This window comes from Nocardia coffeae (assembly GCF_019890715.1).
GTDB lineage: Bacteria > Actinomycetota > Actinomycetes > Mycobacteriales > Mycobacteriaceae > Nocardia > Nocardia jiangxiensis.
In genome coordinates this window covers 973,196-999,641 of record NZ_JAINZY010000001.1, presented here as the reverse complement: position 1 = coordinate 999,641, position 26,446 = coordinate 973,196, and the positions used below count along the sequence as shown (strand labels likewise).

Genomic DNA, 26,446 nt, shown 5'->3' with positions numbered 1-26,446 from the left:
CGATCGGCGGCCTGTTCACCACGGGCTTCCCCAAGGACTGAATCCGCGCTCAGCGGAAGGCCGCATGGCCGGTCACCGCTTGTCCGATCACCAATTGGTGAATCTCGGAGGTGCCCTCGTAGGTCAGCACCGACTCCAGATTGGCCGCATGTCGCAGGATCGGATATTCCAGGCTGATCCCGTTGGCCCCCAGCAGGGTTCGGCATTCGCGTGCGATAGTCAGGGCCTCGCGAACGTTGTTGAGTTTGCCGAGGCTGACCTGCTCGGGGCGAAGCGTGCCCGCATCCTTCCGGTTGCCCAGGTGCAGGGCCAGCAGCATGCCTTTGCCCAGTTCGACCGTCATATCGGCGAGTTTGAGCTGGGTGGCCTGGTAGGCGGCGAGCGGTTTGCCGAAGATGTCGCGGTCGCGGGTGTAGGCGATGGCCGTCTCCAGGCAGTCCCGCGCCGCGCCGATCGCGCCGAAGACGATCCCGAAGCGCGCCTCGTTCAGGCACGACAGCGGTCCGGACAGGCCGCGCGCCTCGGGCAGCATCGCCGAGGCCGGTAGCCGGACTCCGTCCAGGATCAGCTCACTGGTCACCGAAGCTCGCAGGGACAGTTTGTTCCTGATCTCCGGCGCGCTGAAACCCGGTGTGTCCGTGGGGACTACGAATCCGCGGATCTTGTCCTCGGTCTGCGCCCACACCACCGCGACATCGGCGACCGAGCCGTTGGTGATCCACATCTTCGTACCGTCGAGCACCCAGTCGTCCCCGTCACGGCGCGCGTGCGTGCGCATCTCGCCCGGGTTGGAGCCGAAATCCGGTTCGGTCAGCCCGAAACAGCCGATCGCCTCCCCGGCGGCCATGCGCGGCAGCCACTCGTCCTTCTGCTCCGGCGAACCCCATCGGTGGATGGCGAACATCGCCAGCGAGCCCTGCACCGAGACCAGGCTGCGCAGTCCGGAGTCGGCGGCCTCGAGTTCCAGACAGGCCAGCCCGTAGGCCAGGGCACTGGTTCCGGCGCATCCGTAACCATCCAGATGCATCCCCAGCACGCCGAGTTTGCCCAATTCCCCGGCCAATTCGCGGGCGGGAATGGTCGCGGACTCGTACCACTGCGCGAGATGCGGGCGCAGCCGATCGGCGGTGAACGCGCGCACGGTGTCGCGGATCGCCCGATCCTCCTCGCCGATCAGTTCTTCGATGCCGAACAGGCCGAGCGGGGTCTGCGGAGTGGGCATGGGGAGTCCTTTCACACGGGTGGTCTGGTCGCTCACAGGAATGCGCTGACGCCGGTCTCGGCACGCCCGATGAGCAGCTTCTGGATCTGGCTGGTGCCCTCGTAGAGGGTCATCACCCGGGCATCGCGCAGATACTTCTGCACCGGGTACTCGTCGATGTAGCCATAGCCGCCGAAGATCTGGATCGCACTGTTCGCCGCGCGCACCGCGGCCTCGCTGGCGAAGTACTTGGCCTTGGACGCGGCCGTGCCGAACGGCTCACCGCGTTCGATGAGATCGGCTGCGCGCCAGACCAACAGCCGCGCGGCGTCGAGTTCCACCGAGATGTCGGCGATCATGTCCTGGATCAGCTGGAACGAGGCCAGCGGGCGGCCGAACTGCTGTCGCTGCGTCGCGTAGTCCACCACGGTGTCCAGACATCCGGAGATGATGCCGACGCAGCCCGCGCCGACCGAGACGCGGCCCTTGTCCAGGGAATGCATGGCGATGCCGAAACCCTGGCCCTCCTCGCCGAGCCGGGCCGAGACCGGGACGCGCACATCGGTCAGGAAGATCTCGCCGGTCGCCTGGCCGCGCAGGCCCAATTTCCCTTTGATTTCCCGGGTTTCGAATCCAGGGGTGTCGGTGGGCACGAGGAAGGCCGAGACGCCCTTCGGGCCGGGGCCGCCGGTCCTGGCGAAGACCAGGCACAGATCGGCCCAGGTCGCGTTGGTGATGAACATCTTCTGGCCGTCGATCACGTACTCGTCGCCCTCGCGGGTGGCGCGGGTCTTCAAATTCCCTGCGTCCGAACCGGTGTCGGGTTCGGTGAGTCCGAAGCAGGCCAGCATCGAACCGTCCGCGATCCGCGGCAGCCAGCGCTTACGCTGCTCCTCGGTGCCGTGCGACAGGATCACCTTGCCCACCAGTCCCATCGACACCGACACGATGCCGCGCACCGCCGAATCCGCGCGCCCGAGTTCCTCCATGCCGATGCAGTAGGTGAGGTAGTCGCCGCCGAGCCCGCCGTATTGCTCGGGAATGGTCAGGCCGAAGAAACCCATCGCACCCAGTTTCGGCACGATCGAGATGTCCACACTCTCGGCGCGATCCCAGGCGGCTCGCTGTGCCACGACCTCGCTGTCCAGGAATTGCCGTGCGTAAGTGCGGAATTCGAGCTGAGCTTCGGTGAGGGTCAGATCCATGGTCACTCCTGGGGGCGGGGTCGGGCGGATGCGGTGCCGTCGGCGGCGTGGTCGTACCAGCCGCGGCCGGTCTTGCGGCCCAGCTCGCCGCGCTCGACGAGCAGGGCGACGCTGCGGCTGGGTGCGTCGCGCGGATCGCCCGACTCCTCGAAACGCGCTGTCTTGGTGAGATATCCGATGTCCACACCGGTCAGATCCATCAGTTCGAACGGGCCCATCGGATAGCCCAGCGCCGTGCGGCAGATGCTGTCGATCGCCTCGACGGTCGCGATATCGGCTTCGAGCAGGGCGATCGCCTCGTCGCGCACGGCATTGAGGATCCGGTTCGCGAGGAAGCCCGGAATCTCCCGGTCCAGCACCACGGGGGTCTTGCCGAGTCGTTCGGCGAGCTGTACCGACGTCTGCACCGTGTCATCGGAAGTCTGTGGCCCGCGCACGATTTCGACGCCGCGCATGATCAGCGCCGGATTGAAGAAGTGCAGGTTGCAGACCCGGTCCGGTCGATCGGTCGCGTCGGCGAGCCGGGAGGGGACGAAGCCGGAGGAATTGCTGGCCAGGATGGCGTGTTCGGGGAGCAGGCCATCGAGGTGCGCGAACAGCTTTCGTTTGACGTCGAGCTTCTCCACCGCGGCTTCGATGACGTAATCCACGGTGGGCGCCCACCGATCCGTCTCGGAGGTGCAGGTGAGCCGGTCCAGTGCGGACTGTGTGGCCGTCTCGGTGAGGCGTTCCTTGCGGACGCGCGCGGCCAGCAGATCGGTCAGTTCGGATCGGGCCCGGATGAGGCGGCCGTCGTCGATATCGGTGAGTACGGCCTCGTATCCGGCCAGGGCCGCGGTCAGCGCGATCTGCGCGCCCATCGCGCCCGCGCCGACGACGAGTATGCGAGAGATCATGGTCAGCTCCCGGTGAACGCGGCGGGACGCTTGGCCAGAAACGCCTGTGCGCCTTCACGTTTGTCGTCGGTGGTGTAGAGCAGCGCCTGGGCCAGCCGCTCGACGACCAGTCCGGTGCGCTGATCGGCGTCCATGCCGGTGCGGATGACGAGTTTGGCCAGCTGGACGGCCAGCGGACCGCGTCGCAGGATGTTCTGTGCGGTCTCCCGCGCCGTCGCGACCGGATCGTCGGTGACGGCGGTGACCAGCCCGATCGCGTGCGCCTCGGCGGCGTCGACCAGGCGTCCGGTCAGGATCAGCTCGATGGCCCGGCCCATCCCGATCAGGCGGCCCATGCGCTGGGTCCCGCCGGCGCCCGGCAGTACCGACAGCATCGTCTCCGGCAGGCCGAATTTCGCTGTGGGGGAAGCGATCCGGATATCGCAGGCGAGAGCGAGCTCGCAGCCGCCGCCGAGGGCGTAGCCGTTCACCGCCGCGATGGTCGGCTTCTCGAACGCCTCGACCTCGTCGTAGAGCCGTTGCATCTCCGCGGCCAGCCCGGTGTGCAGGGTGTAGTCGCGCAGCTGGCTGATATCGGCTCCGGCGGCGAAGGCCCGGTCGCCTGCGCCGGTGAACACCACCCCGCCGACCTCGGGATCGTCGCGGAACGTCGCGAGCGCGGCCCGCGCATCGGCCTGCACCTGCCGATCGATGGCGTTGCGCACATCGGGGCGATCGAGGGTGAGCACCGCGACGCCGTCGGCGACGTCGGTGCGAACGGTGTCGTATGTCATCGAGAGTCCTTGCCGATCAATAGAATTCGTGGTGCGTGGTGTCCGTTCATACGCTGTCGCCGATGCGTGCGCGCAGCTGGAATTTCTGGATCTTGCCGCTCGCGGTGCGGGGCAGTTCGGGCAGAATTTCCAGCCGCTCGGGCCAGTACTGTTTGGCGACGCCCTTGCCGGACAGGAAGGTGCGCAGTGCCTCGAAATCCAGCTCGGCCGCACCGGGTTTGAGCACCAGGCATGCGCAGGCGCGTTCCTGGAGCCGGGGGTCGGGCACCCCGACGACGGCGACGGCCTCGACGTCCGGATGCTCGTACAGCACGTTCTCCACGTACGCGACCGGGATGTTCTCCCCGCCGCGGATGATCACGTCCTTGGTGCGGCCCGCGATGCGCAGATAGCCCTCGGCGTCGACACTGCCCAGGTCGCCGGTGTCGAACCAGTCGCCGTCGAAGCACTCCCGGGTCAGCTGCTCGCGATCGGCGTAGCCGACGAACAGGAACGGCCCGGCCACCTGCAATCGACCTTCGGCGCCCGGCGGTACTTCCGACCCGTCCGGGCCGAGAATCCGGATTCGCATACCCGGCCACGGATAACCGTCGGTATCGATGATCTTCTCGTCCGGATCGCCCGGTACGCCCAGTGTGACCAGCGCATCCTCGGTTTGTCCCCAGCCTCCGAGCACGACCGTGCCCGGCAGGGTGCGCCGCGCCTCGCGCACGATCGCCCGCGGAATGGGCGCACCCATACAGCAGAACCGGCGCAGGGAGGACATGTCGTGAGATGCCGGGTGCGGTGCGGCCAGCAGGTCGTGCAGGAACGGCGTCGCACCCGAGGTGTAGGTGATGCGGTGTTCGGCGACGAGTTCGGTGAAACGTTCGGCATCCCAGACGTCCTGCAACACGCAGGTTGCCGCATTCTGCACGGGAAGTCTTGCGCCGTACAGGAATCCGGTCAGGTGGGCCAGGGTCGAGGCCATGTGGAACACCGTGTCGGCGGTGATGCCCAGGCGCGCGGGCAGCGGATCGTTCGCCGCGACGGCCGTATTGTGGGTGTGCATCACGCCTTTGGGCTCACCGGTGGTGCCGGAGGTGAAGATCAGCAGCGTCACCTCGTTCGGATCGGGCCGCAGCGTGGCGAGTTCGGCCGCATCACGACGCTGCTCCCACGGGGTGCTCATGAACTCGTCCCACGAAGATCCCACGGCCAGAACATGTTCGAGGTCGGGAAGCTCGGGCCGGATGCGTTCGACCATGGCCGGATAGTCGAAGCCGCGGAACTCCGCCGGAACGACCAGCACCTTCGATTTCGCCATGGCGACCATGAATCCGACCTCGCGCTCGCGATAGATCGGGATCAGCGGATTGCTGATCGCGCCGATGCGGGTCGCGGCGAAATGCGTCACGATCCATTCGATCCGGTTGGGCAGTTGGAAGGACACCACGTCACCGGGGCGCACACCCAGTTCCAGCAGTCCCAGCGCGCAGCGATCGACCTCAGATCGCAACTGCGCGTAGGTGATTCGTCGCTGTGAGTCGACGAAGGCGAGCTTGTCCGGAGCGTCGGCGGCGGCCTCGTCCAGATAGTCGGTGATGACGCGATCTCGCCAGAAACCCGCACGGGTGTAGCGGTCGATCTGCTCGGCGGTGAGGATCGTCGCGAATGGCATGGCGAACTCCGGTTCAGCTCATGGTGAGGCCGCCGCTGACGCTGACGGTCTGGCCGGTGACGTAGGCGGCCTCGTCGGAGGCGAAGAAGGCGACCACATTGGCGAGGTCGCTGGGCTGGGCGAGCCGGCGGAACGGGATCGCCTTGGTGAGCGCCTCGCGCAGGCGCGGATCGTCGCCGCCGATGGAGGCGAACAGGGCGGTGTCGGTCGGGCCGGGGCACACCGCATTGGCGTTGACCTGATACCGGGCCATCTCGCGCGCAACGGATTTGGTGAACGAGATGACCCCGCCCTTGGCCGCGGAGTAGACGGCCTCACCCGAGGAGCCGACCCGTCCGGCATCCGAGGCGACGTTGACCACCGTGCCGGACTTCTGTTCGGCCATGATCGGCAGTACGGCCTTGCAGGTGTTCAGCACGCCGTACAGGTTGATCTGGATCACCCGATCCCAGTCGGCCCGATCGGAGTCGACGAAGGGGGCGGCCTTGTCCCAGCCCGCGTTGTTGACCAGCACGTCGATGCGGCCGAACTGCTGACGGACCTGCTCGACCATGGCCTGGACCGATTCGGGCGCGGTCACGTCCGCACGCAGGCCCACGGCGCGCGAACCCAGTTCGGCGGCAGTGTCTTTCGCGGTGTTCTCGTTGATGTCGGCGATGACCACCGTCGCGCCCTCGGCGTAGAGCTTCTCGGCGATACCGCGGCCGATGCCCTGTCCGGCGCCGGTCACGATGGCGATCTTGTCCTCGAGTGTGCCCATGGCGGACTTCCTTTCTCGGTGGTTCAGGGAGCGAAGCTGCGGCCCAGCAGATTTCGGGCGATGACGAGTTTGGAGACCTGCGCGGTGCCGTCGCCGATCTCGAGTCCGATGACGTCGCGCATCCGCTGTCCGACCGGACTCTCACTGGAGTAGCCCAGATGCCCGAACGTCAGCAGGCACTGGTGGATGACCTCAGCGGCCAGTTTGGGGGCCCAGAACTTGGCCATCGCGGCCTCGGTGCTGTGCTCGATCCCGTTGTCCTTGCGCCACAACGCCTCGTAGCAGACGTGCCGCGCCCCGCGCAGATAGGTGGCGTACTCCGCGAGCGGGAAGGACACCCCCTGGAAGGCGCCGATCGGATTGCCGAATGCCGTGCGATCGCGAGCCCACTGCAACGCCTCGTCCAGGGAAACCTGCGCTGCGCCGAGACAAGCCAGCCCGATGACCGCGCGAGAGTAGTCGAAACCCTGCATCACCGAGACGAATCCGGCTCCCGGCTCGCCGACCAGCCGGTCGCGGCCGACCGGCAGACCGTCGAAATGCAGTGTGGCCCTGCCGATCGCGCGGCTGCCGAGATCGTCGAACGCCGCTCGCGAGACGTAGCGGTCGTCGAGATCCACCCAGAACGCGCTGACTCCGCGCGCCCCGGGCCCACCGGTGCGGGCCAGCACCAGCGCGCGGTGCGCGGACATCCCGAGCGTGATCGAGGTCTTCTCGCCGGTGATCCGCCAGCCGTCGCCGTCGGGTTCGGCCTTGGTTTCCAGTGCGGCCGCGTCGGTGCCGTGGCCGGGTTCGGTGATGCAGAACGCGGGCACGATCGCGCCCGAAGCGATGTCCGGCAGCCAGGCCGCCTGCTGCTCCTCGGTGGCGTTGCGGGCGAGGATATCGCTGACCAGCGCGTTGACGATGATCAGGTAGGTGGCGTTGAAATCACCGCGCGCGACTTCCTCCGCGGCCATGCCGGCGATCACCGCGCTGGCGTCCTGCCCGCCGTGCCGCTCCGGGATGCGCAATCCGGTCAGCCCCATGCGGGCCATGTCGGCCACCAGTTCCGGGCGCAGTTTCGCCGCCTTGTCGTCGGACTGATAGTGCGGGGCCAGGACCTTGGTCGCGAAGCGCCGCAACTCCTGCCGGTACGCCTCGACCTCGTCGTCGAATGTGAAGTCCATGATCAGTAGTGCCAGTCGACGTGCGAGTTGAAATCGGGCTTGCGCTTCTCGGCGAACGCCGCCGCGCCCTCGAGTCCCTCGGGTGAGGCGGTGAACAGATCCAGTGCCGACATGGCGAGATTGGACAGGCCCGCCTGGTGGTCGGTGTCGGCGTTGAACGACTGCTTGAGGAACCGGATCGCGGTCGGACTCTTCTCGGCGACCTCGTTCGCCCAGGCCAGCGCGGTCTCGCGGAGCTGATCGGCCGGGACGACGGCGTTGACCAGGCCCATGCGCTCGGCCTCGACGGCGCTGTACTGGCGGCACCAGAACCAGATCTCCCGGGCGCGCTTCTCGCCGACGACGCGGGCGAGATAGGCCGAACCGAATCCGGCGTCGAAGGAGCCGACCTTGGGACCGGCCTGGCCGAAGCGGGCGGTCTCGCTGGCGATGGAGACGTCGCACAGCACGTGCAGCACGTGCCCGCCGCCCACGGCGATGCCGTTCACCGCGGCGATCACCGGCTTGGGGATATCGCGAATGAGCTTGTGCAGGTTGCCGATCTCGAACATGCCGCTCTCGGTCGGGCCGTAGTCACCGGTCTCCGCGCGCTGTTTGACGTCGCCGCCGGTGCAGAACGCCTTCTCGCCCGCGCCGGTCAGGATGACCGCCTGCGCCTGCCGATCCGCCCACGCGGTGCGGAAGGCCCGGATCAGCTCCTCGACCGTCTTACCGCGGAACGCGTTGTATCGCTCGGGCCGGTTGATCGTGATGATCGCCGCCGGACCCTCGGTCTCGTAGCGGATGTCCTCGTACGTGCTCATCTCCCGCTCCTCTCGTTGTTTGACCATCGTGACAAACTTTGACTATGGAGTCAATAATTGAATTGAGAGTCAAACCGGTACTCTCGGGTCGAGTCCGCGGGAGAGCTACGAGAGAGGGGAGAACCTGATGACGTCTTCACCGACCGCGCAGGCGAGCCCGGCGTCCGGCCGGGTGCAGCGCAAACGTGGCCGCCGGATCCAGGAGATCCTCGCCGCGGCCGCGGAGCTGTTCGGCGAGCGCGGGTACGACGCGGTGAGCCTCGAGGACGTCGCCGAACGTCTCGATGTCACCAAAGGCTCGCTGTACTACTACTTTTCGAGTAAGGACGAACTCGGCACCGCCGCGATCGAGACGCTCGGCAACGAGTGGACCGCACGGCTCGAGGAACATCTGGTCGCCACCGAGGGCACGCCCACGACGCAACTGCGCGCGCTGATCCACGAACACGTCACCATCGCCGTGCGCGATTATCCGGCCGCCCTGCGGCTTTTCCTGATGCCTCGCGAATGGCCCGACGCTCAGCGCGAACGCATCAAGGACCTGCGGCAACGGCACGATCAGCTGTTCCGGCGGCTGGTGGAGGCCGGAGTCGAGTCCGGTGAGTTCACCGTCACCGGCGTCGACACCGTCCTGCAGTGCATGCACGCGGCCATGAGCCAGGCGCCGCTGTGGTGCGCCGACCTGACCGGCAAGGCCCAGCAGCATGCGGTCGCCGAACTGGCCGACACCTTGATGATGCTGGTCGGGATCAATCCCGAAGCGGAGTGAACCCTCCTCCGAACCGTCGGGTATGCCTGCCCGGAATCGCGTCGGCGACGACGTTGCGGTGGAGTCGCGGACTCGGCTATCGGCAAGGGCGGAAGGATTTCTCGCGGTCGACCATTGATTGAACTGCGGTGGGGAATTCGTGTCGGGCGTGTGAAGTCTTGTTGCCGACGCTGGTCATTTGCCTCGGGCATATTGTGCGGGGTGTGGCTGCGTGCCACAGTCCCGTCCATGTCGTTGCACCGTCCGGCCGATCCCGATCTGCTGACGCACACCTTTGTCGCGATGGAGCAGGTGGCCGCGGACCCGAGTGATGTGTATTTCGGGGTTCTGCTGCGTTGCGGCGGGGTGGCTCCGTCGCTGGGAGAGTTGCGGGCGCAGGTGTCGAGCCGGGTCGGACTGGTTCCGGCGCTGACGCATCGGCTCACCGCGGAGGTCGACTGGGAGCCGGACCCGCAGTTCGATATCGAGAACCATGTGCGGATGCTGACGGCGGGGCCGGTCGAGGTGGCGCCGATTCGCGAGTGATGCCGGATCCGCCGAGTCACGATCATCCGCTGTGGCGGATGTGGTTGCTGCCCGGTGAGGGTGCGCAGTGGGGGCTGGCTTTCGCGGTGCATCACGGCGTACTCGACGGGACGGCGGTGATGCGGGCGCTCGAGGTGTTGTTCGCCGGACGCGCGGCCTCGACGGTCGAGCAGTCGGCGGGCAGTGCGCCGGCGGCGGCGCGGGTGGTGCCGAATGTGTTGCGCACCTTGCGTTCCGCGCCGGAGCTCACGGTGTTCGGTGAGCTCACCGGGCAGCGCCGGATCGACACCGCCGCGGTGCCGGTGGCCGAGTTGCGGGCGATCGCGGACGGTGCGGGGGTCAGCGTCGGGCAGGTGCATCTGGCGGCCCTGGCGGGGGCGGTGCGGCGGTGGACGGCGGTCGCTGCGGATGTGCCGGTGTGCGTCCCGGTCGACACCCGGTGTCCCGACGAGCACGATCGCAGCGGCGTTCATCTCGGGCTGGTCCGCATCGCGCTGCCCACCGCCACCGCGGATCCGGGTCGGCGGCTTCACCTTGCGGCGCAACGGATGTCGCAACGACGGATGTCCTCGGCGCGCAGCGGTGCGCGGGCGCTGATCGACCAGGTGCCGGTCCGGTGGAGCGGCCCCGCGCTGCGGCGGCTCGGCGATCGGCGCAACGTCGCGCTGACCGCCTCGGTGTTCCGGTCCGCCCCGGCGCTGACCGTTCTGGAACGTCCCGTCGAGGACCTGTGCGCGCTGCCCTGGCTGCCGCCGGGGCACGGATGTTTCACCATCCTCACCCGCTACAGGTCCACCGCGACCCTGTCCGTGCTGACCGATACCGGTGTGGCCCATGCCGCTGAGCTGGCCCGGAACTGGGCCGAGGAGGTCGCCGTACTCGCCGCCGCGACCGGTGTGAATTCGGGGCGCAGGGACTCCGCCGAACCGATGTCGCCGGGTGCGAGATGAGGTGGCCCCCAGGCATTCCCGACACGTGCGTGATGGTGCTGTGTCGGCGCTGAAGGACGTCTATCCGCCGACTCGAACGCGGTCGGTGTTGTTTACCTGTCAGCGGTGCGAATGCACTGGCTCACAGGTGTTCTCGTGAGGAAAGTGAATGAGAGCGGTACTGCTGAACGCGCCCGGTGAGATCGTCGTCGGCGAGGTGGACGATGCGGGGGTGCGGGATTCGACCGATGCGGTCGTGCGGGTGATCGCGGCCGGGATCTGCGGGACCGATATTCGCGCGTTCGCCGGACGGCCGGGGCCGGTGGCCGGACCCGCGTGCGGGCACGAATTCGTCGGCGTGGTCGAGGATCTCGGCGCCGATGTGGTGACGCTGCGGCGCGCCGACCGCCGCGCCACCAAAGTTCTTGTCCGAGTGTAAGAAATGGAGTCCGCCGTCCCGGCGGGACGAAGGGTGCAGCGGGATGAGGGACCGCTGCGTACCTCCTCCGGCGCCGGGACGGCGGGGTCGAGGGTGGTTCTAGGACGTGAACGTCAGACGGACGTCGCTGAGAACCGGAGCCTCTTCACGTTCCACCACCGTGGCCGCGATGACGAGCTCATTACTTTCCAACCACATTCGGGACCGAATTGTTTCCCCGGGATAGAGCACACCGGCGAAACGTGCGCGGAATCCGGTGATTCGGCTGGTGTCCGAGTCCAGGACGATGTCCGCGGCGGTCTTGCAGACCAGGCCGTAGGTGCACAGTCCGTGCAGGATCGGGTTGGGAAACCCTGCGGCGCGGGCGAATTCGGGATCCGAATGCAGCGGGTTGCGGTCACCGCACATGCGGTAGAGCAGGGCCTGCTGCGGCAGTGTGGGAGTGGTCACATTGAAATCCGGTGCGCGGTCCGGCAATTCGATCTTGCTGCTGGGTCCGCGTTCGCCGCCGAAACCGCCCTCGCCCTTGGCGAAGATCGATGACTTGGCCGTCCACAGCAATTCGCCGTCCGAACCGGTGACGAGGGTCTCGTGCGCGACCACCGCCGCGGAACCCTTGTCCCACACCTCGGTGATGTGCCCGGTGCTGGACGCCTTGCCCTCGGCCGGGATCGGCCGGTGCAGCACGACCTCCTGGCTGGCGTGCACCACCTTGGCCAGGTCGATCTCCACGCCCGGGAAACTCACCCGCGGCGGCTCGGTGACCCGCATGGTCGGCGCGACCGTCGCGAACGTCGGCAGCACCTGCGGGGCGCGGTCGTCCAGATAGCGCAGCTCGCCCGGATCGGTCCAGCGCGCGCCCGCGCTCAGGCCCAGGTGGTAGAGCTGCACATCCGAGGGCGTCCACGCGAACTCCTGCGGCGCGAGTGCCGCTCCCAGGGCAACTTTCGGATCAATCGGCATGTAGTTCTCCTAGCTGATCGTGGTCGCGTTGTCGACCGCGCTACCGCTGAGCGGTGTCGGCCGCGGGCTTCACCCGATCGGTGATGTCCTTGATCGCGAGGTAGCCGAAGGTGATCGCCGGGCCGATGGTCGCGCCCGGACCGGCGTAGGTGTGTCCCATCACCGGCGCCGAGCAGTTGCCCGAGGCGTAGAGGCCGTCGATGACGGTCTCGTCCTCCCGCAGCACCCGTCCGGAGGTGTCGGTGACCAGCCCGCCCTTGGTGCCCAGGTCGCCCGGCACCATCTTCGCCGCGTAGAACGGGCCCTGCACCAGCCCGGCCAGGCTCGGGTTCGGCTTGACGGTCGGGTCGCCGTAGTAGCGGTCGTACGCGCTGTCGCCGCGGCCGAAGTCCTCGTCCTTGCCCTTCTCGGCGAAGGAGTTGAACCGCTCGACGGTCTGCGCGAGCGCCTGTTCGGGAACGCCGATCTTCGCGGCCAGTTCCGCGAGGGTGTCGGCCTTCACGATCAGATCGTTTTCCATCCAGCGGGACGGAATCCGCTGGCCAGGCTGCAAACCCGCGAAAATGTAGCGGTTCCGGTAGCGCTGGTCGAACACCAGCCATGCGGGCACGTGCTCGCCCGGACCCTCGCCCTGCCCGTATTTGCCGCCGTACATGGTGTGCACGGCCTCGACGTAAGGAGCGGACTCGTTACCGAATCGCTTACCCGCCGCGTCGACCATGATGCTGCCCGGCAGATTCCGTTCCGCGAGCGCGAACCACGGTTTACCGCCCTTGAAAAGGGTCGGCCCCCACCACGAATCCTCCATGACGTCGATATTCGCCCCCGCGGCCATACCCGCGACGATCCCGTCGCCGGTATTTCCGGCGGCACCGGTTGTCCATTCGGTGCCGATGGGCTCACGCTGGTATTTGTGCCGCATTTCCTCGTTGTGCTCGAAACCGCCGGAGCCGAGGACGACGCCGTATCGCGCGCGGAAGGTGACGGGCTCACCGTTTTCCGTGGCCTCGACGCCGACCACGCGCCCGTCCTCGACGACAAGTCCGGTCATCGGGGTGTTCAGCAGCACCGGCACATTCGCGTCCATCAGGCCCTTGCGCATGGCGGCGATCAGCGCCTGGCCCATGCCGAGCAGATGCTTACCGGTCCACTTGGCCAGGTAGGTGCGCGCGCCGACGCGCATGGCGGTCACGATGCCGCGCGGATGACGCCTGATCAGGTTCAGTTTGACGAAGTCGGCCTGGGTGACCACGACGTTCAGCGGGGCCTTCGCGTACGGCGGTTCCAGGTTGAACCGCTCCTCGCCGAGGATCTTGGCGTTGAACGGCTTGGGTTCACAGGAACGTCCCGAGGAACGGCCGCCGGGGGCCTCCGGGTAGTAGTCGGAGTAGTTCGGCACCCACCGCATCTGCAGCGGCGTGTGGTCCAGCACGAAGTCGAACGCCTCCGCGCCGCGGTCGATGTAGGTATCGATCCGCTCGGCGGGTGCGCCGTCGCCGATGATCGCGTGCAGGTAGGTGCGCGCGTCCTCGCGATCGTCGGGGCGGCCCGAGGCGCGCAACGCCTTGTTGCCCGGGACCCACACACCGCCTCCGCTGCGCGCGGTGTTCCCGCCGTAGTGCGCGGCCTTCTCGATGAGCACCACGCGCAGGCCGTGGTGCGCCGCGGCGAGGGCGGCCGTCATACCGGCGGCGCCGCTGCCGACCACCACCACGTCGTATTCCCGATCAGTCATGTAGAACACGTTATAGAATCGGCCTACGTTTGGTCTATATTGGTCAGGCAGAAGGTACTGCTGGGGCAAGTTTCCGCAGGAAAACTCGTTTCAGTTTCTGTCTCAGTCACCGGACCGGGCCCTCAGTGGAAGGAAGTAGCGTGCTGTCCGACGCGGTACGGAGGGAACTGGCTGCGGAGCTCGCGGCTGCCGAACGGGACCGGGTGCCGATCGACCCGCTCGTCGCGCGCTATCCCGACATCGACGTGGTCGATTCCTACGAGATCCAGTTGCAGAACATCCGCGCTCGCCTGGACGGCGGCGCGAAGGTCGTCGGCCACAAGGTCGGGCTCTCGTCCGAGGCGATGCAGCAGATGATGGGCGTGGACGAGCCGGATTACGGCCATCTGCTCGGCGAGATGGAAGTGTTCGAGAACACACCCGTGGACACCTCGAAGTACCTCTATCCGCGAGTCGAGGTGGAGGTCGGATTCGTACTGGGCGCGGATCTGCCCGGCGAGGACTGCACCGAGGCCGACGTGCTGGCCGCGACGGTCGCCTACGCACCCTCGATCGAGTTGATCGACAGCCGGATCAAGGACTGGAAGATCGCGCTGTGCGACACCATCGCCGACAACGCGTCCTCGGCGGGCTGGGTGCTCGGACCCGAGCGGATCGCGCCGGATGCGTTGGACGTCAAGAAGATCGACGCCCGCCTGACCCGCAACGGTGAACCGATCGCCGAGGGCCGCAGCGATGCGGTACTGGGCGATCCGACGATCGCGGTGGCGTGGCTGGCGCGCAAGGTCGCCTCGTTCGGCGTGCGGTTGAAGGCCGGTGACATCGTGCTGCCCGGTTCGTGCACCCGCGCGATCGATGCCCGTCCGGGTGATGACTTCCATGCCGAGTTCGACGGACTCGGTTCTGTTCGTTTGCGTTTCAGCTGAGGAGAGTCGAGTGAGCGACAACGGAAATGCCGCCGGGAAGAAGGTTTCGGCCGCCATCGTCGGGTCCGGCAACATCAGCACCGATCTGCTGTACAAATTGCTGCGTTCGGACCGGATCGAACCGCGCTGGATGATCGGAATCGACCCGGACAGTGAGGGTTTGAAGCGTGCGGCCGGGCTCGGTCTGGAGACCTCGCACGAGGGCGCGGACTGGCTGCTGGGTCTGCCCGAGAAGCCGGACATGCTGTTCGAGGCGACCTCGGCCTACGTGCACCGGGAGTACGCGCCGAAGTACGCCGAGGCGGGGATCCGCGCGATCGATCTGACCCCGGCCGCGGTCGGTCCGGCCGTGGTGCCGCCGGTGAACCTGGACGCGAATCTGGACACCCCGAACGTCAACATGATCACCTGCGGCGGGCAGGCGACGATTCCGATCGTCGCGGCCGTCTCGCGGGTGGTCGAGGTGCCCTACGCGGAGATCGTCGCGTCGGTGTCCTCGGTGTCCGCCGGGCCCGGAACTCGCGCGAACATCGACGAATTCACCAAGACCACGTCCAGGGGCGTGGAGACCATCGGCGGAGCGAAGCGGGGTAAGGCGATCATCATCCTGAACCCGGCCGAGCCGCCGATGATCATGCGCGACACCATCTTCGCCGCGATTCCCGAGGACGCCGACACCGCGGCGATCGCCGAATCGATCCATCGGATGGTCGCGGACATCCAGCAGTACGTGCCGGGTTACCGGTTGCTCAACGAGCCGCAGTTCGACGAGCCGAGCGTGGTTTCCGGTGGCATGGCGAAGGTTTCGGTGTTCGTGGAGGTCGAGGGCGCGGGCGATTTCCTGCCGCCCTACGCGGGCAACCTGGACATCATGACCGCCGCCGCGACGCGGGTCGGCGAGGTCGTCGCCGATCAGATCCTCTCGGCCCGGGTGTAGAAGGGAGCACCATCATGAATTACGTGAAGCAGCCCTATTCGCAGGAGTTGGACGTTCGCGTCACCGATACCTCGCTGCGGGACGGATCGCACCACAAGCGGCATCAGTTCACCGCGACCGAGGTGCGCGATATCGTTGCGGCCCTGGATAACTCGGGTATTCCGGTGATCGAGGTGACGCACGGCGACGGCCTGGGCGGATCCTCGTTCAACTACGGATTCTCCAAGACCCCCGAGCAGGAACTGGTCACCATCGCGGCGCAGACCGCGAAGCAGGCCAAGATCGCGGTTCTCATGCTGCCCGGTGTGGGCGTCAAGGAGGACATCAAGATCTCGCAGGACAACGGTGCGTCGATCGTGCGCATCGCCACGCACTGCACCGAGGCGGATGTGTCCATCCAGCACTTCGGCTATGCGCGGGATCTTGGTCTGGAGACCGTGGGCTTCCTGATGATGTCGCATTCGCAGCCGCCGGAGGTGCTGGCGAAGCAGGCGCGGATCATGGCCGATGCCGGATGCCAGTGCGTGTACGTCGTCGACTCGGCGGGTGCGCTGGTGCTGGATCAGGTCTCCGATCGCATCTCCGCGCTGGTCGCCGAGCTGGGTGATGATGCGCAGGTCGGCTTCCACGGGCACGAGAATCTCGATCTGGCCGTGGCGAATTCGATCTACGCGGTGCGCGCGGGCGCGAAGCAGATCGACGGGAGTGCGCGGCGGTTCGGCGCCGGCGCGGGCAATACGCCGGTCGAGGCGTTCATCGGGGTGGCCGACAAGATCGGGATCAAGACCGGGATCGACTTCTTCGCGATCGCCGATGCGGCCGAGGACGTGGTGCGTCCGGCGATGCCGCAGGAATGTCTGCTCGATCGTCAGGCTCTGATGATGGGCTACGCGGGCGTGTACTCGAGCTTCCTCAAACATGCTGAGCGCCAAGCCGAGCGGTACGGGGTCTCCGCGGCGGAGATGCTGGTGCGCGCGGGTAAGCGCAAGCTCGTCGGCGGGCAGGAGGACCAGTTGATCGATATCGCGCTGGAACTTCAGCGCGAGCAGCAGGCCGTCACCGCCTGACCACAGCTGCCCGAGGGGCCGCGGACGGATCACCGTCCGCGGCCCCTCGTCGTTGTGCTGTAACGAGTGTCAGTTTTCGGGTTGTAACGAGTGTCGGTTCGCGGGCGATGAGTGGATGGAGCCGTACCGGATGTTCCGGAGAATGGCGGGCGGTTCCGCGTGCGTTCAGTGAGACGATTCAAATTAACTCTAGAAAAATCCTATAAAACGGTTATGATTGCGAGGGCCGCTCGGAATGCTCCGAGTTGGCTAACGGTTGGACACCGGCCCGGTGCGGTAGGTCATCGGTATTGCCGGTAATACAGCCAACTTTCGGCTAATGCCCGGTTGGTCGAAGGTGAAAACGAAGGGCCCGATCCATGACGAGGGGATCGGGCCCTTCTGTATTGTCTGGCGCAATGTCACAGGAGACTAATGCGGGCAGAATGTACGCCGGGCAGCCCGTAGAAGACCGGCAGCGACAACGACGTGCGCGTTTTCTGGAGTCCGGATTGACGGTGTTCGCCAGAGACGGGTATGGAAATAGTTCGGTCGGTGCGATCTGCAAAGACGCCGGCCTCTCTTCGCGACAGTTCTACGAGGAGTTCACCGGCCGCGAATCACTGCTACTCGAGCTATACGAACAGATCGACCGGCAATCGCGGGACGCGGTGGCCGCCGCATTGGCCGATCATGCCGATCGTCCCGCGGTCGAGGTCATCGACGCCTGCGTGCGTTCCTATATCGAGGCCATCGGCCGCGATCCGCGCAAGGCTCGCGTGGCATTGGTCGAAGTGGTCGGCGCGGGCCCGAAGGTGGAGAAGTTCCGGCTGGAATTGCGCCGCGCCTGGGGCGCCCTGCTGGCCGGCGCCGCGGAAGACGCTGCGCTACACGGAGAAATCCCGACCGGCGATTACGAGATGCGCGTCCTGGCGATCATCGGTGCGGTCAACTACGTCGTCGACGCCTGGAGCGGCACCGACCCTCGCCCCAGCCTGGACGACATCATCCAAGTCTTACGCCGGATCATCATCGGTGCGGTAGGTGCCTGAGTTTTCTGCCTCCGCTTCGATCCGGCGGGTTTGCGGCGCCCTTGGGCTCACCGCGCCGCAAACCGGGTGTCGGTGCTCTCCGGGGTTGGTGAAACTTGGTGCTGCGAACTGGTGTTTCGGTTTTGTCGCGTGGCAAAGGTTCCTGTGAGGCGAGGTTCGGCCCGCTAGCATCGGGGATGTGAGTTCGGGGCAGGAGCATGCGGTGGGGCCGGGTTTCGTTGTCTGCGGGGATAATCCGCTCGTTTATCAGTTGGCGTTGCGCCTGGTGACTCGGTTCGCTCGGGCCACGGTGACGGTCGTGGTGCCGAATCTGGAGGGGAGTTACATCCCGCAGCTCGAGCGGTTGGAGCGGGTTCGGATCCAGTGTGCGTCGCGGATCGACGAGAAGACGTTGCGTGCGGCCGGAGTGGCCGAGGCGCGGGCGTTGGCGCTGGTGGATCAGGCCGATGTGGAGAACTTTCACGCGGCGCTGCGGGCGAACGAGCTGAATCCGGGGATCCGGCTGGTCATCCGAATGTTCAATACCGGCTTGGGATTTCGCATTCGGACGTTGTTCGCCGACTGTGTGGTGCTGTCCATGTCGGAGATGGCCGCGCCCTCGTTCATCGCGGCGGCGGTCAGTGAGAATGCCTTCGACTATCTGCGGCTTGCCGACCGCACCCTGTATGTCGGGAGTTCGGCCGAGACGCCCGCGGACCGGGTGGTGTGCGGACTCGTGGAGGGACCCGGATCGGATATCGCGCTGACGCCCGTCGCGCCCGCGACCGGGCGGGTGCTCGCACTGTCCGGCCGGGAGCCGTATTCGCCTGGTGCGCCGCGAGTCTGGTTGAGCCTGATCCGGTATCTGGCGCGCCACGCCCTGATTCGGCTGCTGCTGGGGCTGATCGCGATGATAGCGTTCGGCTGCTGCCTGCTCGTCATGGTTGGAACTGGCTGGGGCACAGCGGTTTACGAGACGATGTTGGATGCGGCGGGGGCGGCCGCACCCGAGCCGGAGAAGAGCACGACGTTCAAGGTGGTGCAGCTGGGCATCACCTTCCTGGGCCTGACGATGACGCCGGTGGTGACCGCGCTGGTGGTGGGCGGGGTGTTGCGGGCGCAACTGTCCGATGTCGGCGCGCCCGACCCGGCCCGCTTCACCGATCACGTCATCGTGGCCGGGCTCGGCAATGTCGGTCGACGCGTTCTCGAACAGCTCAGTGACCTCGGTGTTCGCGTGGTCGGGTTGGATCACGACGAGAACGCGCGCGGTGTCGCGCAGGCTCGCGCGCTGGGGGCGCCGGTCGTCATCGGCCAGGCCACCTGGGACGATTCGCTGCGCGCTGCCGGAGTTTCGCGGGCGCGGGCCCTCGTGCTGGCCACCAGCAGTGATGCGGTGAATCTCGAGGCCGCCATGCTCGGCCAGTCCTATCGCGACGATCTGCAGGTGGTGCTGCGCCTGTCCGACGACGATCTCGCCGACCGAGTGCAGCGCAGCCTGCGCAAAGCCGTGGTGCGCAGCGTCTTCCAGCTCGCCGCCGACGGATTCGCGGCGGCGATGAGTGAACGCCGGGTGATCGCGACGCTGTCGGTCGGCGCGGCCCACCTGATGGTCGCCGAGGTTCCGGTGCAAGCGGGTTCGGACCTGGTCGGCAAGCCGCTGGACACCGCGGACCTGCCCGAACACACCCGCGTCATCGCCATGCAGCACAGCGGGGGCGCGGGACTCGAATGGCAGCCCGCCCCGGATACCGAACTCGCCGAAGGTAATCAGATCGTCGTGGTCACCACCCGCACCGGATTGGGCGAGTTGTTGCAGCGCAGCGAAGCCGTCGAGGGGGATACCCCCGAGCCCGACACGGTCAGTGCCTGAGACGTGCGCGCGGTAGCGTGCCCGCATGGAGACTGTTCCGATTCAGGTGCCCGATGGTAGTACCGTGCCGGTGCGGTTGGTTGCGGCCCGCGGGCAGCATCGGCATCCGATCACGCCGGACGCGCCGCGGGCGGTGGTGGTGATCATTCCCGGGCTGGGGGTGCCGGGGATCTATTACGGCGATTTCGCCCGGGAGCTGGCCGGACGCGGGGTGGACGTGGCGATCGGGGAGTTGCGCGGAAACGGCGACAGCAGTCCGAAACCGGATGCGGACAGCACCTACGGCTACCACGAACTCGTCTCGGTGGACTTCCCGGCGATCTTCGAGGTGGTGCGCGAACGTTTCCCGGACAGCACGCCGATTCTGTTGGGGCACAGCATGGGTGGGCAACTCGCCACGATGTACGCCGCGCGGATCCGCGGACGCCTGGGCGGGCTGATTCTGATCGCCTCCGGCACACCGTATTTCCGCGGTTACAGCGGTATCTTCCGGTCCGGAATGCTGCTGGGTCCGGCCGCCATCTCGCTCACGGCCAATCTCGCGGGCTTCTGGCCCGGCGACCGCATCACCGCCGGAGGATTCGGCCGCCAGTCCAAGGTGCTCATCTCCGACTGGGCGCGGCTGGCCCGCACCGGCCGATTCGTCCCCGTCGGTGCGGACATCGACTACGAGGAACGCATCGCGCGCCTGAAACTGCCGGTGCTGTCGATCACCGTCGAGGGCGACGATCTGACTCCGCGCGGTTCGGCCGCGCACCTGCTGGAGAAGCTGCCGAACGCGGCGGTGACGACCTGGCACGAGCCGAAACCGTTGGGGCACAACGGCTGGATCACCGATCCCGGCAGCACCGTCGATCGCATCGAAACCTGGCTGCGGGACCGGTGATTCACGCCTGCTCGCGGTCCTCCATGAGCATCTGGGTGAAGAACTCGTAGATCAGCGCTGCCTGGAACGCCATCTGCTTGTTGTCGGCCGCGCCGCCGTGCCCACCCTCGATGTTCTCGTGGTACCAGAGGGTGTGGCCCTGTTCTTCGAGCAGTGCGGCCATCTTGCGGGCGTGGCCGGGGTGGACGCGGTCGTCGCGGGTGGAGGTGGTCAGCAGGATCGGCGGATAGGGCCGGTCGGCGCGCGCGTTCTGATAGGGGGAGTACTTGCTGATGTACTCCCATTCCTCGGGCTTGTCCGGGTCGCCGTATTCGGCCACCCAGGACGCCCCGGCCAGCAGCAGGTGATAGCGCCGCATATCCAGCAGCGGCACCTGGCAGACGATCGCGCCGAAAAGTTCCGGATACCGGGTGAGCATCACGCCCATCAGCAGCCCGCCGTTGCTGCCGCCCACCGCGCCCAGCTGCGGTGCGGTCGTGATGCCGCGGGCCACGAGATCTTTCGCGATCGAGGAGAAGTCCTCGTAGACCCGGTGCCGATCGGCCTTGAGCGCCTGGGTGTGCCACTGCGGCCCGTACTCGCCGCCGCCGCGGATATTCGTCATCACCCAGGTGCCGCCGCGCTCGAGCCAGCCCATCCCGGACGCGCCGTTGTAGCCCGGCGTGCGGGAGATCTCGAAGCCGCCGTAGCCGGACATCACCGTCGGACCGGCCTGCCCGCGCCGATCGCGATGCCGGATCACGAAGTAGGGCACCATCGTTCCGTCATCGGACCGGACGAAGAACTGTTCGGTCTCGATGCCCTCGGTGTCGAAGAATCCGGGTTCCTGTTTGAGCAGCGTGGTCGGCCCGCCCACCGAACCGGACAGCAGGGTGGCCGGTGTGGTGAAACCGCTGGAGGTGAGCATGAATTCGTCGCCGCCCTCGAGCGGGTCGAGGTTCATCACATTGGTGGTCGCCATCGGCGGGACGTCGGTGAGCGTTTCGCGCGTCCAGCCGCTGTCGGTCTGGGTGAGCACGTAGAGCCTGGTCTGCACGTCCTCGAGGGTGATCAGCAGCAGATGGTGTTCGGTCCAGCCGTAGCCGTGCAGTGCGGTGTGCTCGTCGGGGGTGAAGATCGTCTCGAAATTCCTTGCGCCGTCCAGGAATTCGGTCAGGCTCATGGTGATCAGCGCACCCGCGGGATAGGTCGCGCCGCCCACCTCCCACGGTGTCTTCAGGCGCAGCAGCAGCCAGTCCCGGTACCAGGACACCGATGCGTCGGTGGGGGTCTCCAAGCGCCGCAGGGTGCCGTCGTCCTCGATCAGATAGGCGATCTCGTTGTAGAAATCTGTTGCGCGAGAGACGAAATGGCGTTCGTAGCCGGGGGTGCGGTCGTATCCGGCGGAGACCGCGACATCGGTCGCCTCACCCTCCAGGATGGTGTGCGCCTGCTCGAGCGGGGTGCCGCGCCGCCAGCGCTTGGCAATCCGCGGATAGCCGGAGTCGGTGAGCGAGTCGGGGCCGAAATCCGTTCCGACATAGACCGAATCGGCGTCGATCCAACTCAGCTGCGATTTGGCCTCGGGGAGGTGGAACCCGCCGTCCTCGGGTGCGCGGAATTGTTTGGTCCGCATATCGAATTCGCGCACCACCTTGGCGTCCGCGCCGCCGCGGGACAGGCTGATCAGCGCCAGGGACTGCGCCGGCCGCAGCACCGCCGCACCGGCCCACACCCAGTTCTCCTCCTCGGCCGCGGCCAGCGCGTCCAGATCGATCAGCACCTCCCACTCGGGGCTGTCGGTCGCGTACTCGGCGAAGGTGGTGCGTCGCCACAGGCCCTTGGGATGTTCGGCGTCGCGCCAGAAGTTGTACAGCCACTGCGCGCGCCGAGTCGGGTACGGGATGCGGGTGTCGGTGTCGAGCATGTCCAGGATGCGATGCTCGAGCTCGTTGAACCGGTCCGTGGTGGCGAACCGCTCGACGACCACGTCGTTGTGTGCGCGCGCGAAGTCCAGGGCCCGATCGCCCGTCACCTCCTCGAGCCAGAGGTAGGGGTCGGTCTGCTGTTCCTGCGCACCACTCATAGCTGACATTCTTACCGAGGACTCCGCGGTCCTCGCGGCGAACTGTGGTTGTGGATCACCACCCACGGCTGCAAGGCAACACGCCGTGACTAGACTCGTCGCCGTGACTTCCCACTACGATGTCGTCGTTCTCGGCGCCGGGCCCGGCGGTTACGTCGCCGCGATCCGCGCCGCACAGCTCGGATTGCGAACAGCGATCGTCGAGCAGAAATACTGGGGTGGGGTGTGCCTGAACGTCGGGTGCATTCCGTCCAAGGCCCTGCTGCGCAATGCGGAGCTCGCGCATATTTTCACCAAAGAAGCCAGGACGTTCGGAATCTCGGGCGAGGCGAGCTTCGACTTCGGCGCGGCGTTCGACCGCAGCCGCAAGGTCGCCGACGGCCGCGTCAAGGGCGTGCACTTCCTGATGAAGAAGAACAAGATCGATGAGTACGACGGGGCCGGTACGTTCACCGACGCCCACACGCTCTCGGTCGCGTTGAGCAAGGGCGGCAGCGAGACGATCACGTTCGACAACGCGATCATCGCCACCGGCACCGAGACCAAACTGCTGCCGGGCACGTCGCTGTCGCAGAACGTGGTCACCTACGAGGAGCAGATCCTCACCCGTGATCTGCCGGGGTCGATCCTGATCGTCGGCGCCGGCGCGATCGGCATGGAGTTCGCGTACGTTCTGAAGAACTACGGCGTCGACGTGCGGATCGTGGAGTTCCTGGACCGCGCGCTGCCGAACGAGGACGCCGACGTCTCCAAGGAGATCACCAAGGCGTACAAGAAGCTGGGTGTCACGATCACCACCGGTGCGTCGGTGCAGTCCATCGAGGACAACGGTTCGAAGGTCTCGGTGTCGATCAAGGACAACAAGTCCGGTTCGATCGAGACCGTGACGGTCGACAAGGTACTGCAGGCCGTCGGTTTCGCACCCCGCGTGCAGGGCTACGGCCTGGAGAACACGGGTGTGCAGCTCACCGATCGCGGCGCGATCGCGATCGACGACTACATGCGCACCAGCGTCCCGCACATCTACGCGATCGGTGACGTCACCGCGAAACTGCAGCTGGCGCACGTCGCCGAGGCGCAGGGCGTGGTCGCGGCCGAGACCATCGGCGGTGCGGAGACCCTCACGCTGGGCGACTACCGGATGATGCCGCGCGCGACGTTCTGCCAGCCGCAGGTCGCCAGTTTCGGCCTCACCGAGGAGCAGGCCCGCGCCGAGGGCTACGACGTCAAGGTCGCGAACTTCCCGTTCACCGCGAACGGCAAGGCGCACGGCCTGGGCGACCCCACCGGTTTCGTCAAGCTGATCGCCGACGCCAAGTACGGCGAACTCCTCGGCGGCCACCTCATCGGCCCCGACGTCTCCGAACTCCTGCCCGAACTGACCCTCGCGCAGAAGTGGGACCTGACCGTCAACGAACTGGCCCGCAACGTCCACACCCATCCGACGTTGAGCGAGGCGCTGCAGGAAGCGATCCACGGCCTCGCCGGCCACATGATCAACTTCTGATCGGTATCACCAAGGTGCCCTCCGGTTTTCGAACCGGAGGGCACCTTGGTGTCTTCCTCTAGTACTTCCGTTCGTGCGCAATACTATTCGCTGTCGTCATGGGCTCATATCTTTCGTGACGCGGTCGCGTTCGGCCCAATCGTCCAGTCCGGTTGCGACGCGAATGAGCAGCGCCGCCGCGGGAAGCGTGGTCCGATAGCGCGGGATGTGGTGTGCGCCGGGTGTGCGGCGGGGAAGCTCGTCGCTCATTTCTGGCGCTCGCGCAGATCGATCACCGCTGGCCGGGGTGTCTGCGTCCGGTATTGCCGGACGCAGATGACGCTGCAGAACACGTGGTCGTCGTACCGGTGGATCTCGAGGTTGCGGTGGCCGCACCAGTCGCACCACAGATCGTCCGGGGAAATCGTCATGGCAGTACCGGCTGCCCAGCGAGGTTCCGGCCGCATCGCGTGCGCTCGGGCTTGTCGCGTGCCCAATATCGCTTGCGAACCGCGAGTGGCCGGGCGGACGGGCCGCTCATTTTCCGGTCCGATGTGTGTCGGGATGGATGCGTCCGGCTGTGACCAGCACCTTCCAGGCTGTGCGCTTGCGGGCGCAGTCGGTGATGCTGCAGTCGCGGTGCCGCTGCATGGCGAAGTGTGCGGCCGCGAGGCTCATCGTCTCGTCGAGTGCGTCGTGCGGGAAGCGGGGCATCCAGACGCTGGTGTCCATGGAGGTACTCGTCCTGAGGATCGGTGAAATCATCGAACCCCTCCGTTTCGATTGATTGTTCCTGGTTCCCTTGTGCTGCAGCACTTTCGAGTGGAATACGGACTACATTTTCCGCTTCGGCTGTTCGGTATCGGCAGCTTCGTCCACCGTGCACCGAAAACTGGCCGGATGGGATGCGCTGCGGTTGCGGCTGCGTTGATCTTCCGTTGCGGTCAGCTGGCGCAAGGGCAGGTCGAGCGGTGAGGCCGAATCTCACTCGCGGTGATAGCCGGCCTGGGCGGCGCGGACGGTGTCCATGTTGCCTTCCAGGATGACGATCAGGTCGTGGATTTTCTCGGCGACCTGGGCGCCCAGGTCGGTGAGGGTGTATTCGACGTGCGGGGGGATGGTGTGGTGGGCCTCGCGGTGGACCAGGCCGTCGCGTTCGAGGGTCTGCAGGGTTTGCGAGAGCATGCGTTCGCTGACGCCGTCCACGCGGCGGCGTAGGGCGTTGAAGCGGTAGGGGCCCTCGCGCAGGGCGGCCAGGGCCAGGATGCCCCAGCGGCTCGCGACGTTCTGCAGCACGGGGCGGGAGGTGCAGTTTCGGGCGAAGACGTCGGGTTCCAGCGAATCCAGCGCGTCGTCGGCGCTTTCGGTCGGCTGGGCATCCCGCATGGTCATGACAGCAATACTACCTATCGGCATGGTAGTGACATGAAGCACAGTAGTTGGGGAATGCTGGGTACTTACTATTAGTTAGTGCATGATGAATCGTACCTATTCAGGAGGTGGATATGACTGAGACCGTCGCCGTCACCGGAGCCAGTGGTCAGCTGGGTCGTCTCGTGGTCGAAGCGTTGTTGCGCAGGAATGCCGGGCCGATCGTCGCGATCGTCCGGAATCCGGCCAAGGTGGCCGATCTGGCCGAGCGGGGAGTGGAGATTCGACAGGCGTCCTACGGCGATGACGAGGCGTTCGATCGTGCGCTCGCCGGGGTCGATCGGCTGCTGCTGATCTCCGGTACCGACTTCGGTGACCGGGTCGCCCAGCACACCGGCGTCATCCGCGCCGCCGAGCGCGCCGGGGTGCGACTGCTCGCCTACACGAGCATCCCGCGGGCCGACGAGAACCCGATGGTCCTCGCTCAGGAGCATCGCGACACCGAGGCCGTATTGGCCGAATCGACTGTGCCGCACGTCTTTCTGCGCAACGGTTGGTACTGGGAGAACTACACCGATCGCGCCGCCGCGGCAGCCGAACACGGCGTGCTGCACGGCAGCGCGGGCGAAGGCCGGGTCTCCGCCGCCGCCCGTGCGGACTACGCCGAGGCGGCTGCGGCCGTGCTCACCACCGACGGTCACGCCGGGCGAAGCTACGAACTGGGCGGCGAAAGCTTGACCTATCCCGCTCTGGCGCAGGTGATTTCGGAGGTCTCCGGCAAATCGGTCGACTACTCGGACGTTTCCGAGGCCGAATACGCCGCAGCCCTGGAACAGAACGGCCTGCCCACCCCGGTCGCCCACGTCCTCGCCAACGCCGACACCGGCATCCGCGACGGCTGGCTCGACGTCACCACGGGCGACCTGGCCGCGCTGATCGGCCGCCCGGCCACACCGCCCGCCGAGGTCCTCCGCGCCGCCCTCGTACGGTAATTTCCG

The 26,446-nt window shown here is 66.7% G+C and carries 27 protein-coding genes; 12 read left to right on the top strand and 15 right to left on the bottom strand.

Going from position 1 to position 26,446, the window contains the following annotated elements; all coding sequences use genetic code 11:
- Positions 1 to 49: 49 nt before the first annotated feature.
- The 8 genes from K7711_RS04340 to K7711_RS04305 are packed head-to-tail and all read right to left on the bottom strand — an operon-like array spanning position 50 to position 8,467.
- Positions 50 to 1,222 (bottom strand): acyl-CoA dehydrogenase family protein, encoded by a 1,173-nt coding sequence (locus tag K7711_RS04340; RefSeq protein ID WP_222965040.1) that lies wholly within the window; start codon positions 1,220 to 1,222, stop codon positions 50 to 52.
- 32 nt (positions 1,223 to 1,254) lie between these two features.
- On the bottom strand, positions 1,255 to 2,406 hold the full coding sequence (locus K7711_RS04335) for an acyl-CoA dehydrogenase family protein (protein WP_222965038.1): 1,152 nt from the start codon (positions 2,404 to 2,406) through the stop codon (positions 1,255 to 1,257).
- 2 nt (positions 2,407 to 2,408) lie between these two features.
- Complete coding sequence (locus tag K7711_RS04330; RefSeq protein ID WP_235746551.1) at positions 2,409 to 3,302, bottom strand: 3-hydroxyacyl-CoA dehydrogenase family protein; 894 nt, start codon at positions 3,300 to 3,302, stop codon at positions 2,409 to 2,411.
- Positions 3,303 to 3,304: 2 nt separating this feature from the next.
- Positions 3,305 to 4,075 carry an enoyl-CoA hydratase/isomerase family protein gene (locus K7711_RS04325; RefSeq protein WP_222965034.1) on the bottom strand — a complete coding sequence of 257 codons (771 nt, stop codon included), beginning with the start codon at positions 4,073 to 4,075 and terminating at the stop codon, positions 3,305 to 3,307.
- 46 nt (positions 4,076 to 4,121) lie between these two features.
- Positions 4,122 to 5,735 (bottom strand): AMP-binding protein, encoded by a 1,614-nt coding sequence (locus K7711_RS04320; RefSeq protein WP_222965033.1) that lies wholly within the window; start codon positions 5,733 to 5,735, stop codon positions 4,122 to 4,124.
- A gap of 13 nt (positions 5,736 to 5,748) precedes the next feature.
- Positions 5,749 to 6,495, bottom strand: a complete 747-nt coding sequence (locus K7711_RS04315; RefSeq protein ID WP_222965031.1) for an SDR family NAD(P)-dependent oxidoreductase — start codon at positions 6,493 to 6,495, stop codon at positions 5,749 to 5,751.
- A 23-nt stretch (positions 6,496 to 6,518) separates the two neighbouring features.
- Positions 6,519 to 7,664: an acyl-CoA dehydrogenase family protein gene (locus K7711_RS04310; protein WP_222965028.1), complete on the bottom strand. Its 1,146-nt coding sequence runs from the start codon at positions 7,662 to 7,664 to the stop codon at positions 6,519 to 6,521.
- Between the two features lie 2 nt (positions 7,665 to 7,666).
- Positions 7,667 to 8,467 carry an enoyl-CoA hydratase-related protein gene (locus K7711_RS04305; RefSeq protein ID WP_222965026.1) on the bottom strand — a complete coding sequence of 267 codons (801 nt, stop codon included), beginning with the start codon at positions 8,465 to 8,467 and terminating at the stop codon, positions 7,667 to 7,669.
- Positions 8,468 to 8,594: 127 nt separating this feature from the next.
- Between K7711_RS04305 and K7711_RS04300 the strand changes: the two genes are divergently transcribed.
- The 4 genes from K7711_RS04300 (at position 8,595) to K7711_RS04285 (ending at position 11,129) form a co-directional block, all read left to right on the top strand.
- Entirely contained in the window at positions 8,595 to 9,236 is a 642-nt protein-coding gene (locus K7711_RS04300) for a TetR/AcrR family transcriptional regulator (RefSeq protein WP_222965025.1), read from the top strand.
- 228 nt (positions 9,237 to 9,464) lie between these two features.
- Positions 9,465 to 9,761: a hypothetical protein gene (locus tag K7711_RS04295; protein WP_222965023.1), complete on the top strand. Its 297-nt coding sequence runs from the start codon at positions 9,465 to 9,467 to the stop codon at positions 9,759 to 9,761.
- A complete protein-coding gene (locus K7711_RS04290) occupies positions 9,761 to 10,711 on the top strand; it encodes a WS/DGAT domain-containing protein (RefSeq protein ID WP_235746792.1) in 951 nt (316 codons plus the stop codon). Before K7711_RS04295 ends, K7711_RS04290 begins: the two co-directional genes overlap by 1 nt.
- A 148-nt stretch (positions 10,712 to 10,859) precedes the next feature.
- Complete coding sequence (locus K7711_RS04285; RefSeq protein ID WP_222965019.1) at positions 10,860 to 11,129, top strand: alcohol dehydrogenase catalytic domain-containing protein; 270 nt, start codon at positions 10,860 to 10,862, stop codon at positions 11,127 to 11,129.
- A gap of 99 nt (positions 11,130 to 11,228) precedes the next feature.
- On the opposite strand, the gene chsH3 is transcribed toward K7711_RS04285, so the two are convergent.
- Complete coding sequence (gene chsH3 / locus K7711_RS04280; RefSeq protein ID WP_222965017.1) at positions 11,229 to 12,092, bottom strand: enoyl-CoA hydratase ChsH3; 864 nt, start codon at positions 12,090 to 12,092, stop codon at positions 11,229 to 11,231.
- A gap of 40 nt (positions 12,093 to 12,132) precedes the next feature.
- Positions 12,133 to 13,827, bottom strand: coding sequence for a 3-oxosteroid 1-dehydrogenase (gene kstD, locus K7711_RS04275; RefSeq protein WP_222965015.1), 1,695 nt, complete (start codon positions 13,825 to 13,827; stop codon positions 12,133 to 12,135).
- Between the two features lie 140 nt (positions 13,828 to 13,967).
- On the opposite strand from kstD, the gene K7711_RS04270 reads away from it, so the two are divergent.
- From K7711_RS04270 to K7711_RS04245, 6 genes are all read left to right on the top strand, one after another.
- The gene (locus tag K7711_RS04270; RefSeq protein ID WP_222965013.1) at positions 13,968 to 14,753 is read left to right on the top strand and encodes a 2-keto-4-pentenoate hydratase; all 786 of its coding nucleotides are present in this window, start codon (positions 13,968 to 13,970) and stop codon (positions 14,751 to 14,753) included.
- A 10-nt stretch (positions 14,754 to 14,763) separates the two neighbouring features.
- Positions 14,764 to 15,690, top strand: a complete 927-nt coding sequence (locus tag K7711_RS04265) for an acetaldehyde dehydrogenase (acetylating) (protein ID WP_222965011.1) — start codon at positions 14,764 to 14,766, stop codon at positions 15,688 to 15,690.
- A 14-nt stretch (positions 15,691 to 15,704) separates the two neighbouring features.
- Positions 15,705 to 16,757, top strand: coding sequence for a 4-hydroxy-2-oxovalerate aldolase (gene dmpG / locus K7711_RS04260; protein ID WP_040828258.1), 1,053 nt, complete (start codon positions 15,705 to 15,707; stop codon positions 16,755 to 16,757).
- Positions 16,758 to 17,155: 398 nt separating this feature from the next.
- Entirely contained in the window at positions 17,156 to 17,788 is a 633-nt protein-coding gene (locus K7711_RS04255; protein ID WP_235746550.1) for a TetR/AcrR family transcriptional regulator, read from the top strand.
- Between the two features lie 178 nt (positions 17,789 to 17,966).
- On the top strand, positions 17,967 to 19,640 hold the full coding sequence (locus K7711_RS48840) for an NAD-binding protein (protein WP_222965009.1): 1,674 nt from the start codon (positions 17,967 to 17,969) through the stop codon (positions 19,638 to 19,640).
- 25 nt (positions 19,641 to 19,665) lie between these two features.
- Positions 19,666 to 20,526: an alpha/beta hydrolase family protein gene (locus K7711_RS04245; protein WP_222965007.1), complete on the top strand. Its 861-nt coding sequence runs from the start codon at positions 19,666 to 19,668 to the stop codon at positions 20,524 to 20,526.
- A 1-nt stretch (position 20,527) separates the two neighbouring features.
- On the opposite strand, the gene K7711_RS04240 is transcribed toward K7711_RS04245, so the two are convergent.
- Positions 20,528 to 22,591, bottom strand: a complete 2,064-nt coding sequence (locus K7711_RS04240; RefSeq protein ID WP_222965005.1) for a prolyl oligopeptidase family serine peptidase — start codon at positions 22,589 to 22,591, stop codon at positions 20,528 to 20,530.
- A gap of 103 nt (positions 22,592 to 22,694) precedes the next feature.
- Between K7711_RS04240 and lpdA the strand changes: the two genes are divergently transcribed.
- Complete coding sequence (lpdA, locus tag K7711_RS04235; protein WP_222965003.1) at positions 22,695 to 24,098, top strand: dihydrolipoyl dehydrogenase; 1,404 nt, start codon at positions 22,695 to 22,697, stop codon at positions 24,096 to 24,098.
- Between the two features lie 96 nt (positions 24,099 to 24,194).
- On the opposite strand, the gene K7711_RS04230 is transcribed toward lpdA, so the two are convergent.
- From K7711_RS04230 to K7711_RS04215, 4 genes are all read right to left on the bottom strand, one after another.
- Positions 24,195 to 24,347 (bottom strand): hypothetical protein, encoded by a 153-nt coding sequence (locus K7711_RS04230; protein WP_222965001.1) that lies wholly within the window; start codon positions 24,345 to 24,347, stop codon positions 24,195 to 24,197.
- Positions 24,344 to 24,508, bottom strand: a complete 165-nt coding sequence (locus tag K7711_RS04225) for a hypothetical protein (protein ID WP_222964999.1) — start codon at positions 24,506 to 24,508, stop codon at positions 24,344 to 24,346. Before K7711_RS04225 ends, K7711_RS04230 begins: the two co-directional genes overlap by 4 nt.
- A 106-nt stretch (positions 24,509 to 24,614) precedes the next feature.
- The gene (locus K7711_RS04220; RefSeq protein WP_235746549.1) at positions 24,615 to 24,842 is read right to left on the bottom strand and encodes a hypothetical protein; all 228 of its coding nucleotides are present in this window, start codon (positions 24,840 to 24,842) and stop codon (positions 24,615 to 24,617) included.
- A 219-nt stretch (positions 24,843 to 25,061) separates the two neighbouring features.
- Positions 25,062 to 25,463, bottom strand: a complete 402-nt coding sequence (locus K7711_RS04215) for a winged helix-turn-helix transcriptional regulator (RefSeq protein ID WP_222966659.1) — start codon at positions 25,461 to 25,463, stop codon at positions 25,062 to 25,064.
- A gap of 119 nt (positions 25,464 to 25,582) precedes the next feature.
- Here K7711_RS04215 and K7711_RS04210 point away from each other — a divergent pair, with 119 nt between their 5' ends.
- The gene (locus K7711_RS04210; RefSeq protein ID WP_222964997.1) at positions 25,583 to 26,440 is read left to right on the top strand and encodes an SDR family oxidoreductase; all 858 of its coding nucleotides are present in this window, start codon (positions 25,583 to 25,585) and stop codon (positions 26,438 to 26,440) included.
- Positions 26,441 to 26,446: the final 6 nt, after the last annotated feature.